The organism is Flavobacterium sp. (assembly GCF_044341265.1).
Classification (GTDB): Bacteria; Bacteroidota; Bacteroidia; order Flavobacteriales; family Flavobacteriaceae; genus Flavobacterium.
Window position 1 is genome coordinate 39,389 of record NZ_JBIISA010000024.1, and the last position, 16,883, is coordinate 56,271.

A 16,883-nucleotide genomic window follows, 5' to 3' on the forward strand; every position below is an offset into this window, starting at 1 on the left:
CTTTTTTTTTGTTTAAATTTGCACACCCAAATTAGGGATAATAAAAAAACAAATACAAACCCATTATGAGTTTCATTAATAATATACTTAAAATTTTCGTAGGTGATAAATCTGAAAAAGATGTAAAAGCTACACAACCTTATATTGCTAAAATTAAAGCACTTGAACCAGCATTAATGGCTTTATCTCACGATGAGTTAAGAGCAAAAACTACCGAATTCAAAGAAAAAATTAAGCTAGCTCGTGCAAAACAAGATGCTGAAATTGCTGCAAAAAAAGCAGATGCTGAAAACACCTTAGACATAGATTTAAGAGAAGATATCTATAATGCTATTGATGCTCTAGAAAAAGAAGCTTACGAAATTTCAGAAAAAGTATTAATGGAAATTCTTCCTGAAGCTTTTGCAGTTGTAAAAGAAACTGCAAGACGTTTCAAAGAAAATACTACAATTACAGTTACTTCAACAGAAAAAGACAGAGAACTTTCTGCTACAAAACCATACATTACTCTTGTTGGCGATCAAACAAATTGGGCAAACCAATGGAATGCTGCAGGAAAAGAAATCACTTGGGACATGATTCACTACGACGTTCAGTTAATTGGTGGTATCGTTTTACATCAAGGGAAAATTGCGGAAATGCAAACAGGAGAAGGAAAAACATTAGTGGCTACTCTTCCACTTTACTTGAATGCGTTAACTGGAAATGGAGTTCATTTAGTAACTGTAAATGACTACTTAGCAAAACGTGATAGTACTTGGAAAGCACCTTTATTTGAATTCCACGGAATAACAGTTGATTGTATCGACAACCATTCGCCAAATTCTGATGCAAGAAGAAAAGCTTATGAAGCTGATATTACTTATGGTACAAACAATGAATTTGGTTTTGATTACCTAAGAGATAACATGGCACATTCGCCAGAAGATTTGGTTCAAAGAAAACACAATTATGCCATTGTCGACGAGGTTGACTCTGTATTGATTGATGATGCAAGAACTCCATTAATTATTTCTGGTCCAGTTCCTGATGGTGATCGTCATGAATTTAACGAATTGAAACCAAAAATTGAAAATTTATTCAATTTGCAACGTCAACTTGCTAATGGATTTTTAGCAGAAGCCAGAAAATTGATAAAAGAAGGAAATACTAAAGATGGTGGTTTTCAGTTGTTGAGAGCTTATCGTTCGCTTCCAAAAAACAAAGCACTTATTAAATTTTTAAGTGAAGAAGGTGTAAAAGCACTTTTACAAAAAACTGAAAATGAATATATGCAAGACAACAACCGCAAAATGCCAATTGTTGACGAAGCATTATATTTTGTAATTGAAGAAAAAAACAATCAAGTAGAATTGACTGATAATGGAATCAAATTCCTATCACAAGATACTGATGAAAGCTTTTTCGTTCTTCCAGATATTGGAACTGAAATTGCTGCTATAGAAAAACAAAATCTTGAAAAAGATAAAGAAGCTGAAGCAAAAGAAAAATTATTTCAAGACTTCGGAATCAAATCGGAACGTATTCATACACTTACACAATTACTAAAAGCTTATACTCTTTTTGAAAAAGATGTAGAATATGTTATCATGGATAACAAAATTCTTATTGTTGATGAGCAAACTGGTCGTATTATGGATGGTCGTCGTTATTCAGACGGATTACACCAAGCCATTGAGGCCAAAGAGCAAGTAACCATTGAAGCTGCAACGCAAACATTTGCTACAATTACACTTCAAAACTACTTCCGTATGTACAGTAAATTAGCTGGTATGACAGGAACTGCTGTTACAGAAGCTGGTGAGCTTTGGGAAATTTACAAATTAGACGTAGTTGAAATTCCAACAAACAGAGGAATTTCTAGAAACGATAAAGAAGATTTAATCTATCGTTCTGTTCGTGAAAAATTTAATGCTGTTATTGAAGATGTAACTCAATTATCTGCATCAGGAAGACCTGTGTTAATTGGAACAACATCGGTTGAAATTTCAGAATTATTGAGTAGAATGCTTAAAATGCGTGGAGTTGCTCACAATGTATTGAATGCCAAAATGCACAAAAGTGAAGCAGAAATTGTTGCTGAAGCTGGAAAACCTGGAGTAGTAACCATTGCGACCAATATGGCTGGTCGTGGAACCGATATTAAATTAACTCCAGAAGTAAAAGCTGCTGGTGGTTTAGCAATTATTGGTACTGAACGTCACGATTCGCGTCGTGTTGACCGTCAGTTACGTGGTCGTGCTGGTCGTCAAGGAGATCCAGGAAGTTCACAATTTTATGTTTCTCTTGAAGATAACTTAATGCGTTTATTTGGTTCAGAAAGAGTTGCAAAAGTGATGGACAGAATGGGATTGAAAGAAGGTGAAGTGATTCAACATTCTATGATGACTAAATCTATCGAAAGAGCTCAGAAAAAAGTGGAAGAAAATAACTTTGGTACTCGTAAACGTTTGTTAGAATATGATGACGTTATGAATGCACAAAGAGAAGTAGTTTACAAACGTCGTCGTCATGCTTTACATGGAGAACGTTTGAAACTAGATATTGCAAATATGATGTATGATACTTGCGAAGTAATCGTTGGTGATAATAAAGCAAGTAATGATTTTAAAAACTTTGAATTCGAATTAATTCGTTATTTCTCGATAACTTCACCAGTATCAGAAGGTGATTTTGCAAAATTATCAGAAATGGAATTGACTGGTAAAGTTTATAAAGCTGCAATGCAATATTATACTGAAAAAACTAAAAGAAGTGCAAGAGAAGCATTCCCAATCATTGCTAATGTTTATGAGCAAGAAGGAAACACATTTGAGAGAATTATAGTTCCTTTTACAGATGGTATCAAATCATTAAATGTTGTTACCGATTTGAAAAAAGCATATGAATCTCATGGAACACAATTAATTGCTGATTTTGAGAAAAACATCACATTAGCAATCGTTGATGAAGCTTGGAAAAAACACTTACGTAAAATGGATGAATTGAAACAATCTGTTCAACTTGCTGTTCACGAACAAAAAGATCCTTTACTGATTTATAAATTAGAAGCTTTTAATTTATTTAGAACCATGTTAGATGGCGTAAATAAAGAAGTTATTTCGTTCTTGTTTAAAGGTGATTTACCACAGCAAAACAATAATATACAAGAAGCAAGAGAGGTAAAACGTAAGCAAGATTACATTGAATCTAAAGATGAAATCCCAAATAGCGAAACCCTAGCGGAACAAAACCGTGAAGCTGGACAAACGCAACAACGTCAAGTAACAGAAACTATCGTTCGTGATCAACCTAAGATTAACAGAAACGATAATGTTACTATCAAACACGTTATGAGTGGAAAAACAGAAAGCTTGAAATACAAAAAAGCTGAAAGTATGATTGCAAGTGGTGAATGGGTTATCGTTAACGAATAAGTAAATTTGCTCAAAATACAATCCTCAATTGTGAAAGCAGTTGAGGATTTTTTTATATTTGAAAAAAATAATTATATGTTTGAAAACAAAACATTATCCGATCAAGAAAACCCAAAAAGCATACAAGAGTATGTTGTTTCTAGCCTTATTGCTGAACAACCTAAACGACTAATTATTGCTGCTTTATTAGAAAAAGGAATCGAGGAAGAAGAAGCAAAAAAACTAATTGCTGATGGCGAAGACAAATTAATGGATGAAGAAAGAGCAGCAGCTAACAAAGATATACTATATGGAGCCATTTGGCTTGTAGTTGGAATAGCAATCACATTTTCAGGAGTTGGATTGATAACCTACGGAGCTATAATTTATGGTTTATTTAGATTATTCAAAGGATTAAGTAATACAAATATTTTATAAAAAAAACATGCAAAACATCATCGACCGCTTTATAAGCTATGTCATTATCGATACAGAATCGGATGCAAATTCTCCGACGACACCAAGTACTAAAAAACAATTAGATCTTGCCAATTTATTAGTTAAAGAATTAAATACTATTGGATTAACCGAAGTTACCATTGATGAAAATGGCTACGTTATGGGAACATTACCTAGCAATGTTGACCATGAAGTTCCAACAATTGGATTTGTTTCTCATTATGATACATCTCCAGATTTTACTGGTAAAGATGTAAAACCACAAATTATAGAAAACTATGATGGTGGTAATATTGTTTTAAATAAAGAGCAAAATATCATTCTTTCTCCAAGTTACTTTAAAGATTTATTATTGTATAAAGGACAAACTTTAATTACAACAAACGGATTAACACTTTTAGGTGCTGATGACAAAGCTGGTTTAACTGAAATTGTTACCGCTATGGAATATTTAGTGCAACATCCTGAAATTAAGCATGGAAAAATAAGAGTTGGATTTACACCAGATGAAGAAATTGGTCGTGGTGCCGATATTTTTGACGTAGAGAAATTTGGTGCAAAATGGGCTTACACTATGGACGGAAGTCAAATTGGTGAGTTAGAGTATGAAAACTTTAATGCTGCTGGAGCAAAAATCAAATTCAAAGGAAAAAGTGTACATCCTGGTTATGCTAAAGGTAAAATGATAAATTCAATGCTTATAGCAAATGATTTTATAAACCAATTACCAAAGAATGAAATTCCACAAGAAACAGTAGATTATGAAGGATTTTACCATGTTGTAGGCCTTTCAGGAAGTATTGAAGAAAGTGTAGTTGAACTAATTATTCGTGATCATGACGCCAATTTATTTCAAGAAAGAAAAAATAAAGTTTTAGAAATTGCTGAAGGAATTAATAAAAAATTCGCTCAACAATTTGGTGAAGATATTTGCATTGCAGAAGTTAAAGACCAATACTACAACATGCGCGAAAAGGTTGAACCGATGATGTTTATTGTAGATTTAGCCGAAGAAGCTATGAAGCAATTAGGAATCACACCATTAATAAAACCAATTCGTGGAGGAACAGATGGCTCAAGATTATCTTATATGGGATTACCTTGTCCGAATATATTTGCTGGTGGACATAATTTCCATGGAAAATATGAATATGTTCCAGTAGAAAGTATGCAAAAAGCCGTTGATGTAATTGTAAAAATTGCAGAACTAACAGCTACAACAGATTTTTCAGATAAATAATCATTTTTTGTATGGACGAAAAAAATCCTTGGATGAAATATGATTATTGGGATGATGAAATTGAAATAATTAAATCAATTCTCAATAAAACCGAATTAATTGAAACTACAAAATGGGGTGGAATTGTTTATACCATAAATAACAAAAACGTCATTGGAGTTGGAGCTTTCAAAAATTATTTTGCCCTTTGGTTTTATAACGGAGTATTTCTAAAAGATGAACTAAATGTTTTAGTTAATGCCAATGAAGGTGTGACCAAAGCTCTTCGTCAGTGGCGATTTACTTCTAAAGAGGAAATCAACGAAAAACATATTTTAGCTTACATCAATGAAGCTATTGCAAATGAAAAAGAAGGAAAATCGATTAAACCAACTAAAAAACCAAGAATTGTTTGTGAATTTTTAGATACCGAATTAGAATCAGATAAAGAACTTTCTATTGCTTTTGAAAAATTTACATCTTCTAAACAAAATGAGTTTCTTGAATATATTGAAACTGCAAAGCAAGAAAAAACTAAACTTGCAAGATTTGAAAAAATCAAACCTATGATTTTAAATAATATAGGTTTGAATGATAAATACAGATAAAATAGTCAAAAAAAAATCCCAAACTTCATCATTTGAAATTTGGGATTTTTTTAATCTTGGAATCTAAACTTATGCCTTCTTATTCAAAGCAGCACTCATATCAAGAGATATAGCAGATTTTTCCATTTTTAATTTTCCTGACATTGTTTCGATAACAACAGTAGTTTCAGCTAATTCAGCAATTTTACCATGAAAACCACTTTTAGTGACTATTTTATCACCAACTTTTAAACTACTTTCAAACTCTTTCTCTTTTTTAGCTTTCTTTTGTTGTGGTACTATCATAAACAAATAGATTACAACAAACATTAGAATAAACGGTAAAAACTGACTTATCTGTTCCATATTTTTTATTATTTAAATTTATATTAAACCTCTTCCGGCTTTATTAACTCTATTATTTTTTTGGAAATCTTTTACAAGATTATCTAAAATTCCATTAATAAAAAGACTACTTTTTGGTGTTGAGTATTCTTTTGCAAGTTCTAAATATTCATTAATAGTAACTTTCAAAGGAATTGATGGAAATTTCAAAAACTCACAAATAGCCATTTTCAAAATAATAGTATCCAATTCGGCTATTCTTTCGACATCCCAATTTGGAGTTTTATCAATAAATTCTTTTGCTAATTCACTTTCGTTTAAAACCGTTTTTCTGAACAAGGCGGAAGCAAAATCTTTATCTTCATCGTCTTTATAAATTGCAGGAACTTTAATTAAATCGGCATCAGCCAACATGTGTCGCAATTGCTTTTGAATTTGCGTATTGACAACAGGAATATCATCTACCCACGTCAATTTAAAATCCTCTAAGTAAGAATATAATTTTTCGTTAGGCGCAATCAATTCAGAGAACATATCCACCACAAAAAAGCGCTCTTCTTCAAAAGTAACCGCTTTTTTAGCCATGTAATTCTGATACAAATCACTTTGCTTTACATCTTGCAAAAGCAACAAAATCGTATCATCATTAGCTTGCCAGTTGTTGATTTTTCTTTTTTCAAGAGCAATACTCAACGAATTACTTTCTTCTAAAGCAACAAGAATAGGATTATTAACAAAACGTTGATTTGGATTTCGCTCTTCAGGTGTAGCAAGATGCTTTTTCTGAGCAATTTCGATATATTCTATTTCCTTTTTTCGAATTTCGACTAAAGAAGACAACATTATTAGATATAAATCTAAAATATTTTCTAGACTAGCTTGCAAAAATTTTTCTTGTTTTTCAAGATCGTCAGAACCACTTTGGTGCATAGCATAAATAGCTTGCATCACTTTTATACGGATATGTCTTCTGTTTAACACGGATAAGAACTTTTAAAAATTAACAAAGCGAAAGAAATTGCTCTTTCGCTTTGCAAAAATAAAACTATTTTTTTTAAACACTTAACTATTTAGCGTTTTCTTTTTTTCTTTGTTCGATTCTAAGTTCTGCAATTGCCATTGCCGCTTTTTGAGGCGTCAAATTGTTTGCTTTAGCATAATCAAAAATTTCTAAAGTTGTATTGTAGATATTTTCTGTTCTACGCATTGATTCAGCTTTGTCATAATGAGCAATTTCTGCATAAACATTGATAATTCCACCTGCGTTGATTAAGAAATCTGGTGCGTAAACAATACCTCTTTCTTGCAAAATTGGTCCATGAACGTTTTCATTTGCCAACTGATTGTTAGCTGCTCCAGCAATAACTTTAGCATTTATCTTGTAAACTGTGTCGTCATTGATTGTTGCTCCAAGTGCGCAAGGTGCATAAATATCAACATCCGCAGTATATAAATCGCTTCCTGTATAAATTGAAGCGCCATACTTTTTGCTAACTTCTTCAAGACGTCCTTCGTTGATATCTGCAATTTGAACCAAAGCTCCTTCTTTAGTTAAATACTCAACTAAAGTTTCACCAACGTGACCAATTCCTTGAACTAATATTTTTTTACCGTCTAAATTATCTGAACCAAATTGGTATTTAGCAGCAGCTTTCATTCCCATGTAAACACCATAAGCGGTTACCGGAGAAGGATTACCTGATCCACCACGAGATTCTGAAATTCCTGTTACGTATGGAGTTACATCGCGAACCGTATCCATATCGGCAGTAACCATACCAACATCTTCAGCCGTGATATATCTTCCTGATAAGGAATGAACAAACTCACCAAATTTACGCATCATTTCTGGTGTTTTTTGAGTTTTAGCGTCACCTATAATAACTGCTTTTCCTCCACCAAGATCTAAACCTGTAATTGCAGATTTATAAGTCATACCACGAGAAAGACGTAAAACATCGTTTAATGCTTCCCATTCGTTTGCATAATTCCACATTCTAGTTCCACCCAAAGCTGGTCCTAAAACTGAATTGTGAATACCAATTATTGCTTTTAATCCTGTATCTTTGTCGTTGCAAAAAACAATTTGCTCGTGATTATCAAATGATAGTTGTCCGAAGACCGGATCCATTTTTTGAAGCTCTTTTGGAGTTGTGATTTCTGTAGTCATAAAAATATATTTGGGTTGCGACTTTATCAATAAGTAATCGCAAATTTAACTTTTTATTCAAAATAATTCATGAATTTTAGTTTTAATTAGCATATTGTTAATAAAATTAATTTTTACTGAATATTTTAAAAATGAATTATTTCTATCATTTTAACAATTATAGAAGTATTTCTGCAAACAATTAAAGAATTAAAATGAAAGAATTACAATATTTAAATAAATATTTTGTCAAATATAAATACCGATTTTTATTAGGTATTGTCATCACAATTGTTGCGCAAATCTTTAGATTGTTTACTCCAAAATTGATTAGTAAGTCATTTAAAGCCATTGAAGACTTTCATAAAAACAACATAAGTAATGAAATAATTAAAAGTCAATTGATAGAAAATATCCTTTTAATTGTTGGAACTACAATAATTGCAGGGATTTTAACTTTCTTGATGCGTCAAACTTTAATCGTAATGTCGCGTCATATCGAATTTGACTTAAAAAATGAAGTTTTCAAACACTATGAAGTTTTAGATCAAAACTTTTACAAACAAAATCGCACAGGAGATTTGATGAGCAGAATTAGTGAAGATGTTGCCAAAGTGCGAATGTATGTTGGTCCTGCTGTTATGTACACTATAAATACTTTGATTACTTTTACAATTGTGATTATCTATATGTATAATGTTTCACCAAGATTAACATTATACACTCTTCTACCCTTGCCTATTTTATCGTTTATTATTTTCAAATTGAGTGTTGAAATCAATAAACGAAGTACTATTTTTCAGCAATATTTATCTAAAATTTCAAGTTATACACAAGAAGTTTTTTCAGGAATTAGAGTTATAAAAGCTTATGGTTTAGAAAAACAACATCAAAACAACATTATTGATTTAGCAAAAGAAAGCAAATCAAAGAGTATGAGTTTGGCAAACGTTCAATCGTTTTTTGGACCATTGATGGTGACTTTGATTGGAGTGAGTAACTTGGTTGTGATTTATTTTGGTGGAATGATGTACATCAATGGCGAAATTGATAGCATCGGAAAAATTGCCGAATTTATTTTATATGTAAACATGCTAACTTGGCCTGTAGCTACAATTGGTTGGGTTTCATCGTTAGTACAAGAAGCAGAAGCATCTCAAAAAAGATTGAACGAATTCTTAAAAGTAGAACCTGAAATTAAAAATACCAATCCAAATCATTCAGTAATTAAAGGTGAAATTGAATTTAAAAATGTAAGTTTCACATACGATGATACCAATATTGAAGCTTTGAAAAACGTTTCTTTTAAAGTTGATAAAGGACAAACTCTTGCTATCTTAGGTAAAACAGGTTCAGGAAAATCGAGTATTCTAACATTAATTACTAGAATGCACGATGTGAAAGTTGGTAAAATTTTAATGGACGGAACTCCTTTGGCGGAACTAAATTTATATGATTTAAGAAACAGCATCGGAATTGTTCCACAAGATGCCTTTTTGTTTTCAGATACTATAAAGAATAATATCAAATTTGGAAAAGAAAATGCTACTGACGAAGAAGTATTTGAAGCCGCAAGAAAATCGGTAGTTCACGATAATATTATAAATTTCAATCAGCAATATGAAACTATTCTTGGTGAAAGAGGAATTACCCTTTCTGGAGGACAAAAACAACGTGTTTCTATTGCCAGAGCGATTATAAAAAATCCTGAAATTCTACTTTTTGACGATTGTCTTTCGGCAGTTGACACAGAAACAGAAGAGCAAATTTTGAATAATTTATTGGAAATTTCTAAAGATAAAACCACAATAATTGTTAGTCATAGAGTTTCCTCAGCAAAAAATGCTGATATAATTATAATTTTAGAGGAAGGAAAAATTATCCAACAAGGTTCTCATAATCAATTAGTAAACCAAGAAGGCTATTATAAAGAACTTTATTACAAACAACTTTCTGAAAAAGAAGTAGAATAATTCTTGCATCGTAACATTTTTTTTATCATTTTCGTAAAAGAAAAACTACACTAATTGACAGAACGAATATGAGAGAACACGACATGTTAGAAAAAGATGAAATTTTTTCTAAAGTATTGAGAGCAGGAAGAAGAACTTATTTCTTTGATGTAAGAGCTACAAAAGCTGAAGATTACTACATCACCATTACTGAAAGTAAAAAATTTACCGAAGAAGATGGATCATTTCACTTTAAAAAGCATAAAATTTATTTGTACAAAGAAGATTTTACAGCTTTCAAAGAAATTCTAGACGAAATGACATCGTTTGTATTAAACAATAAAGGCGAAGAAGTAATTTCTGAAAGGCACCAAAAAGATTTCAAAAAAGAATACTTCTCAGAAAAAACAGAAGGCGAAGAAGAACCAAAAACAACTAGCTTTACCGATATTGATTTTGATGATATTTAAAATAAAAACAGACTCCAAAAGTTGAAAGATTTTTGGAGTTTTTAATTTCTAGCCATTTTTAAAGTTATGAAGTACTTAATCCTTTTTATGTTGGTTTGTTTTAATGCGTTTGCTCAAAACAATGTTGTTGTAAATAAATACAATAGCAACGGTTATAAAACGACAACCAACAACACTAAATTTGGTGTAGTTGATAGTACAGGAGTAGAAACTATTCCATCAATTTATGACCAAATTGGTGCATTTTCTGAAGACAAAATATGGGTGAAATTAGGAGATAAAATGGGTTCGATTTCAAAAACAGGAAAAGAAATCATTCCGCTTGTTTATGACTATGTTGGTAATTTTATAAACGAAAGAGCGGTTGTCGTAAATAAAGGAAAATACGGTTATTGCGATGCAAATGGTAAAGTAGCCATTCCATTAATTTATGATATTGCGGACCAATTTAAAAACGGTATCGCTATTGTAAGAAAATCAGGCAAATGTGGTATAATTGATGTCAACGGAAAAGTTTTACTTCCTCTAATTTATGATACCATTGACGGATTTGATAATGGTGTAGCAAGGGTTTATAAGAACAACAAATGGGGTTATATTGATACTAACTTTAAAGAAATAATTCCTTGTATCTATGAAAGAGCCAACTTTTTTAGAGATGGATTATGTCTTTTATTGTTAAATGGAAAGATTGGCTTCGCTGACAAATCTGGAAAAATTGCAATTCCTTTTATCTATGAAATGGCCGAAAATTTTAAAAATGGTACCACTACAGTAACTTTAAACGGAAAAACTTTTACCATAGACAAACAAGGAAATAAAATATAAAACACTTACACTATGCAAAAAATTCTAGCTTTTTTAAACAAGTATGCTTTTCATTTGAATCTAATAATCATTTTATTTTGGTTGTATATTATTTATGAAAATTACCAACATATTCAACAAAACGATTCCTTTGAAGAACGAAAATTCTACTTTGTTGTTCCGGTATTATTTATTTTACTTTCAGTTTTTAATATGTATATGGCTAACAAACGTAGAAAACAAAACTAAGCAATTCGCAAACCGTTTTCTACTTTTAAATCGGATGATAAAAGGACTACTTCATCTTCATTTACGGAACCTAAAACTAAACATTCACTCATGAATTTTCCAATTTGTTTCTTTGGGAAGTTCACAACTGCTATGATTTGTTTTCCAATTAATTCTTCTTTTGAATAACGCTTAGTTATTTGTGCTGACGATTTTTTAATTCCGATTTCAACACCAAAGTCAATAGTTAATTGATAAGCAGGTTTTCTGGCTTCAGGAAAATCATTTGCTTCAATAATTGTTCCAACTCGCATTTCTACTTTTTCGAAATCATTCCAGGTAATTGATTCCATATTATTTAGATACTTTCTTAAGGACAACTTCTAGAGGTTTATTGGCTTTTCTTCCAAATTGAGTTACATACTCTTGTGCTTGATTGGTGCATAAAACAAACATATCAAAAAATCCTAAATCAACGATTTGAGTTTCAAAAAATCCACCATTTTCTGTACCATCAATGTCTTCAATCTTTACTTTCACTTCGTCAGCAGGAAATGAATTGATTATTGACAGAAAATAATTGTCTTTAGCATAAGGAAAAAACCAACGTTCTTTTTTATTTTCTGCTGGAACTTCAGATTTTACTTCTTCTTCAATCTTATAATTGAAAGAAAAAATTAAGGGTTTATTTTCTTCTTTCCAACTGTATTTATTATTTATATTTATCAGTTCATTTCCTTCTAAATCAACCAATGTCAATTTCAAACCTTTAATATTTTGCTTCACTCCTTCTTCATGAACATCTAAAACTAAATAAGACGTAAAGTCATAGCCACAATGTTGCGCCTGACTCATATCTTGTGCCTGAATTGAAAAAGTTGCCAATAAAAAAACAATTAAATAACGCATTGAAGGTAAATAAAGTTCAAAGATAGTAACTCAAAAACTATTCCAATAAAAAATCCGCCAAAAGACGGATTGATTTTTAGTTAGCAGTTAAATAACTATATATTTTTTCTCTTTGCTCATCTGAAATTTCAGCTTTTTTCTGCATGTCTAAAAGAATTGGCTTCCATTGTTCTGCATTAAAATCTTTTGGTTTAAAAAGATCATGACATTTTGCACAATTGTTTTCGTATAAACTTTTTCCTTCGGCCAAGTCAGATGCGCTATCTGCTTGCTTCGCTTCAACTGTTGGAACTTTATATGTTTGTGTTAATGGTGGTGGCGTTGGTGGTGGTGGAACTGATTTAGATCCTCCACATGAGTAAAGCACAATTGCAAAAAGAGCAACTGCTAAAATTTTTGTTTTCATAGTATTGAATTATTGGTTTTGTAAAGTAAAAATAAAAAAAATCCCGACAGAATATCTATCGAGATTGTTTTTTTACATTTAATTTACAATATTTACTTAACGTCCATTAGTTCTACGTCAAAAACTAAAGTTGCATTTGGTGGAATTACACCTCCAGCACCACTTGCTCCGTATCCTAAATATGATGGAATTACAAAACGTGCTTTATCTCCAACTTCTAACAATTGAATTCCTTCATCCCAACCTTCAATAACGTGACCTTTTCCTAAAGGAAACTCTATTGGTTTTTTTCTTGGGTAAGAGGAATCAAATGTTTTACCATTTTCTAATTGACCTGTGTAATGAACAGAAACAGTTTTTCCAGCTTCAGCTTTTTTACCGTTCCCTTTTTGAATGATTTTATATCTCAAACCACTTTCTGTTTTATCAAAACCAGCAGCTAATTTTTCCATTGCTTCTTCAGCTTGCTTTTTAGCTTCTTCTAATTTTCTTAATCTTGAACCTTCAAATGTTCTAAAAGCTTCAATAGCATTCCATTTTTCAGCCTCTTCTCCTACTCTAACTATTTCTAAAGATTCTATTAAATCACCTTGAGCTACAGCATCAACTACATCTTGACCGTCTACAACATGACCAAAAACTGTATGTTTGTTGTCTAACCAATTTGTTGGAACATGCGTGATAAAAAATTGAGAACCATTACTTGCAGGGCCCGAATTTGCCATAGATAAAACTCCAGGTTTGTCATGTTTTAATGAAGGATGAAATTCATCTTCAAAGCTATATCCAGGACCACCAGAACCAATTCCTTGAGGACAACCACCTTGAATCATAAAATCTGGAATTACTCTATGAAATTTTAATCCATCATAATATGGTTTTCCCATTGGTTTTGCAGTGTTTTCTAATTGACCTTCTGCCAATCCTACAAAGTTTCCAACTGTTCCTGGTGTTAAATCGTGTGTAAGTTTTACTAAAATTGAACCTTTAGAGGTATTGAATTTAGCATATATTCCGTTTTCCATTCTATTGTATTTTTATTTGAAGTGCAAAATTACAAAATTTTAATTGTTTCGATTTAAATAGTACATTTGATTTTAAAATATTTTGAAATGGAAAATAAATTGGATTACATAAACATAAATAAACAAACTTGGAACAATAAAACCGATGTTCATATTGCGTCTGAATTTTATGATATGCAAGGTTTTTTGGATGGAAAATCTACTTTAAATTCTATTGAATTAGAATTACTTGGAGATATAACAGGAAAACGTATTTTACATTTACAATGTCATTTTGGTCAAGACACGATGACATTTTCGAGAATGGGTGCGATAGCTACAGGTGTTGATTTGTCTGATAAAGCCATTGAAAGAGCACGAGAATTTGCATCAAAATTGAATTTAGATACTACATTTGTATGTTGTGATATTTATGATGCTCCAAAGTTTATTGATGAAAAATTCGATATTGTTTTCACAAGTTATGGAACTATTGGATGGTTTCCTGATTTAGATAAATGGGCAAAGGTTATTTCACATTTTTTAAAACCTGATGGAAAATTTATAATGGCTGATTTTCATCCTGTCGTTTGGATGTTTGACAATGATTTTAAGGAGGTTTTTTATAACTATTTCAATGTCGAGCCAATTATTGAAGACGAATCTGGAACTTATGCTGATAAAGAAGCTGAACTTTCAACACAAACGATGACTTGGAATCATCCAACTTCTGAATTATTAAATTCTTTGATTAATAATGGTTTGGAAATTAATTGTTTCAATGAATATGATTATTCGCCTTACAATTGCTTTAATGAAATGGAAGAATTTGAGCCAAATAAATTTAGGATAAAACATTTTGGCAATAAGATTCCGATGGTATATTCTATTTTAGCAAGTAAGAAATAAAAAAAGAACCGCTCAATTACTTGAACGGTTCCCAGGGTTTAAACAATTGTATATTAAATATAAATCTACAATTTAGTAATAATAAATTCTGATCTTCTGTTGGCTTGGTGTTGGTCTTCTGTACAACTTGATTGGTTTGTTGGTTCACATCCACAATCGTTTACTAGTTGCGACTCACCATATCCTTTTCCTGTTAGTCTTGATTTGGCAATGCCTTTTTCTACTAACCAAGCTATAGTTGATTTAGCTCTTCTGTCAGACAAAGCCATGTTGTATTTAGCTGTTTGACGACAGTCTGTGTGTGAACGAACATCAATCTCCATCGTTGGGTTTTGCTCCATTACATCTAAGATTTTAGCCAATTCTACTGCTGCATCTGGTCGGATGAATGACTTATCTAAATCGAAGTAGATGATCTTGATTTTGAAAGCTTCTGCTAAGTTGTCTCCAACTTTAACTGGTTTTACTGCTTTCTCAAGTTCTACTGGAACAAATGATTTTCCAGATTCTTCTTTTGTAATGGTTGAAGTCTCTAAAGTATTGTACTCTGGTTTTTCTGTTTTGATGTAGTATTTTGTTCCACAATCAACTTTTCCAAAGTCAAACTTACCATCTTTATCCGAGATTACTTCTTGTAGCTTTTTGTAATTAGCATCTGATAATGTTACGCGTGCTCCAGAAAGTGGTAATCCTGATTCTTTATCCTTTACAACTCCAGTTAAGAATTGCTCACATTCTAGTTTCTTAGTTTCTTTAAATCTGTAGATATCATCACCACCTTGTCCACCATCTCTATTTGAGGTAACATATCCTATTCTTGATGATGTATCGATAAGGTAAGCAAAATCGTCTTTCGAACTGTTTAATGGTTCTCCTACGTTTTCTACTTTCTTGTAGCTTCCATCAGCTTGTTCTTTAGCAACAAATACATCTAATCCTCCAAGTCCTGGATGTCCATCTGAGGCAAAATAAATTTCGTTCTCATTAGTTACCATCGGAAAAGTCTCTCTTCCTTCAGTGTTGATTACATTTCCAAGATTTGTTGGCGTACCATAACTTCCATCTGATTTTATTTCAACTTTAAACAAATCTGATTGTCCTAAAGTACCTGGCATGTTTGATGCAAAATATAATGTTTTCTCATCTGCACTTAATGCCGGATGTGCCACACTATATTCATTGCTATTGAATGGTAACTCCGTTACATCACTCCATTTATCGCCATCTAAGGTTGCTTTGTATAATTTTAATAAAGTCGATTTTCTAGCATCTTTTCCTTTTTTTCCGTCAAGGAAATTGTTTCTTGTAAAGTAAACTGTTTTTCCGTCTTTGGTAAAAACAGGTGTTGATTCGTGGAACTTTGAATTTAAATTTGCTCCAAATCTTCCTGGTTCAGATAAAGCACCTTGGTCGCCTATATTGGCACTATACAAGTTTGTAAAACTCTCACCTGTCCAAGAGTGTCTCTTGTTAGATAATCCTCCGGTATCTCTTGCTGAGGCAAAAACTACTTTAGTACCTGAAAAAGCACTTCCGTAATCAGAATACTCTGAATTGATTCCAGCATTTTCTAAGGTATAACGTCCAGAGTTTTTCTTGATTTGTGCCAAATAATCTTTCTGAGCTGTAGCTAATTTAGCACGTAAATCATTACCGCTTTTTTGATTAAATTTTACCAACATTTCATCGGCTTTTTTATAATCTTTTATTGCTTTTAATGATTGCGCATAACGATAGTAGTATTCTGGCTCTACATCTTGTGTGAAAGCGAATAACTCGCCATACCATTTTGCAGCATTGTCTAAATCGGCTTTAAAATAGTACGAATCACCAAGCTTTTGTAACATCTCTTGCGATTTGTATCCTTTAGCAAAAATACGCTCGTAGGTTTTTATAGCATCAACATAGGCAAACTTGTCGTATTGTTGGTCTGCTTTAGCTTCTTTTAACTTCTGACCTGACATGCTCATTGAAGCGATGCAGGCAACTACTAAATATATAATTCTGTTTTTCATTTCCTTTGTTTTTAGAAGAATCTTGGTGA

At 31.8% G+C, this 16,883-nt stretch carries 17 protein-coding genes; 9 read left to right on the forward strand and 8 right to left on the reverse strand.

Annotated features, from left to right (window positions below):
- Positions 1 to 65 precede the first annotated feature (65 nt).
- The 4 genes from secA (at position 66) to ACIQ06_RS11785 (ending at position 5,681) form a co-directional block, all read left to right on the forward strand.
- Positions 66 to 3,416 carry a preprotein translocase subunit SecA gene (gene secA / locus ACIQ06_RS11770; protein ID WP_396146544.1) on the forward strand — a complete coding sequence of 1,117 codons (3,351 nt, stop codon included), beginning with the start codon at positions 66 to 68 and terminating at the stop codon, positions 3,414 to 3,416.
- A 75-nt stretch (positions 3,417 to 3,491) separates the two neighbouring features.
- Positions 3,492 to 3,833: a hypothetical protein gene (locus ACIQ06_RS11775; protein ID WP_396146545.1), complete on the forward strand. Its 342-nt coding sequence runs from the start codon at positions 3,492 to 3,494 to the stop codon at positions 3,831 to 3,833.
- A 7-nt stretch (positions 3,834 to 3,840) separates the two neighbouring features.
- Positions 3,841 to 5,094, forward strand: coding sequence for a peptidase T (pepT, locus tag ACIQ06_RS11780; protein WP_396146547.1), 1,254 nt, complete (start codon positions 3,841 to 3,843; stop codon positions 5,092 to 5,094).
- An 11-nt stretch (positions 5,095 to 5,105) separates the two neighbouring features.
- Positions 5,106 to 5,681 (forward strand): YdeI family protein, encoded by a 576-nt coding sequence (locus tag ACIQ06_RS11785; protein WP_396146549.1) that lies wholly within the window; start codon positions 5,106 to 5,108, stop codon positions 5,679 to 5,681.
- A gap of 69 nt (positions 5,682 to 5,750) precedes the next feature.
- Here ACIQ06_RS11785 and yajC read toward each other — a convergent pair whose 3' ends face one another.
- The 3 genes from yajC to ACIQ06_RS11800 all read right to left on the reverse strand — a co-directional run bounded on the left by yajC (position 5,751) and on the right by ACIQ06_RS11800 (position 8,175).
- Positions 5,751 to 6,026, reverse strand: a complete 276-nt coding sequence (gene yajC, locus ACIQ06_RS11790; protein ID WP_344816233.1) for a preprotein translocase subunit YajC — start codon at positions 6,024 to 6,026, stop codon at positions 5,751 to 5,753.
- An 18-nt stretch (positions 6,027 to 6,044) separates the two neighbouring features.
- Positions 6,045 to 6,953: a transcription antitermination factor NusB gene (nusB, locus tag ACIQ06_RS11795; protein WP_396146574.1), complete on the reverse strand. Its 909-nt coding sequence runs from the start codon at positions 6,951 to 6,953 to the stop codon at positions 6,045 to 6,047.
- 118 nt (positions 6,954 to 7,071) lie between these two features.
- Positions 7,072 to 8,175, reverse strand: coding sequence for a Glu/Leu/Phe/Val dehydrogenase (locus ACIQ06_RS11800; RefSeq protein WP_298303278.1), 1,104 nt, complete (start codon positions 8,173 to 8,175; stop codon positions 7,072 to 7,074).
- A 194-nt stretch (positions 8,176 to 8,369) separates the two neighbouring features.
- On the opposite strand from ACIQ06_RS11800, the gene ACIQ06_RS11805 reads away from it, so the two are divergent.
- The 4 genes from ACIQ06_RS11805 to ACIQ06_RS11820 all read left to right on the forward strand — a co-directional run bounded on the left by ACIQ06_RS11805 (position 8,370) and on the right by ACIQ06_RS11820 (position 11,632).
- Complete coding sequence (locus ACIQ06_RS11805; RefSeq protein WP_396146552.1) at positions 8,370 to 10,127, forward strand: ABC transporter ATP-binding protein; 1,758 nt, start codon at positions 8,370 to 8,372, stop codon at positions 10,125 to 10,127.
- Between the two features lie 68 nt (positions 10,128 to 10,195).
- The gene (locus ACIQ06_RS11810) at positions 10,196 to 10,576 is read left to right on the forward strand and encodes a PUR family DNA/RNA-binding protein (protein ID WP_396146554.1); all 381 of its coding nucleotides are present in this window, start codon (positions 10,196 to 10,198) and stop codon (positions 10,574 to 10,576) included.
- A 66-nt stretch (positions 10,577 to 10,642) separates the two neighbouring features.
- On the forward strand, positions 10,643 to 11,404 hold the full coding sequence (locus ACIQ06_RS11815) for a WG repeat-containing protein (RefSeq protein WP_396146556.1): 762 nt from the start codon (positions 10,643 to 10,645) through the stop codon (positions 11,402 to 11,404).
- A gap of 12 nt (positions 11,405 to 11,416) precedes the next feature.
- Positions 11,417 to 11,632, forward strand: a complete 216-nt coding sequence (locus ACIQ06_RS11820) for a hypothetical protein (RefSeq protein ID WP_396146558.1) — start codon at positions 11,417 to 11,419, stop codon at positions 11,630 to 11,632.
- Here ACIQ06_RS11820 and ACIQ06_RS11825 read toward each other — a convergent pair.
- From ACIQ06_RS11825 to ACIQ06_RS11840, 4 genes are all read right to left on the reverse strand, one after another.
- Positions 11,629 to 11,964, reverse strand: a complete 336-nt coding sequence (locus ACIQ06_RS11825; protein WP_396146560.1) for a tRNA-binding protein — start codon at positions 11,962 to 11,964, stop codon at positions 11,629 to 11,631. The two genes, ACIQ06_RS11820 and ACIQ06_RS11825, sit on opposite strands and share 4 nt — an antisense overlap.
- A 1-nt stretch (position 11,965) precedes the next feature.
- Positions 11,966 to 12,520 (reverse strand): hypothetical protein, encoded by a 555-nt coding sequence (locus ACIQ06_RS11830; protein WP_396146562.1) that lies wholly within the window; start codon positions 12,518 to 12,520, stop codon positions 11,966 to 11,968.
- Positions 12,521 to 12,596: 76 nt separating this feature from the next.
- Positions 12,597 to 12,926: a c-type cytochrome gene (locus ACIQ06_RS11835; protein ID WP_396146564.1), complete on the reverse strand. Its 330-nt coding sequence runs from the start codon at positions 12,924 to 12,926 to the stop codon at positions 12,597 to 12,599.
- A 92-nt stretch (positions 12,927 to 13,018) separates the two neighbouring features.
- Positions 13,019 to 13,951 carry a peptidylprolyl isomerase gene (locus tag ACIQ06_RS11840; RefSeq protein WP_396146566.1) on the reverse strand — a complete coding sequence of 311 codons (933 nt, stop codon included), beginning with the start codon at positions 13,949 to 13,951 and terminating at the stop codon, positions 13,019 to 13,021.
- Between the two features lie 87 nt (positions 13,952 to 14,038).
- On the opposite strand from ACIQ06_RS11840, the gene ACIQ06_RS11845 reads away from it, so the two are divergent.
- The gene (locus ACIQ06_RS11845; protein WP_396146568.1) at positions 14,039 to 14,839 is read left to right on the forward strand and encodes a class I SAM-dependent methyltransferase; all 801 of its coding nucleotides are present in this window, start codon (positions 14,039 to 14,041) and stop codon (positions 14,837 to 14,839) included.
- Between the two features lie 65 nt (positions 14,840 to 14,904).
- Here ACIQ06_RS11845 and ACIQ06_RS11850 read toward each other — a convergent pair.
- Positions 14,905 to 16,883, reverse strand: a 1,979-nt coding sequence (locus tag ACIQ06_RS11850) for an OmpA family protein (protein ID WP_396146570.1), incomplete at its 5' end; no start/stop codon positions are given.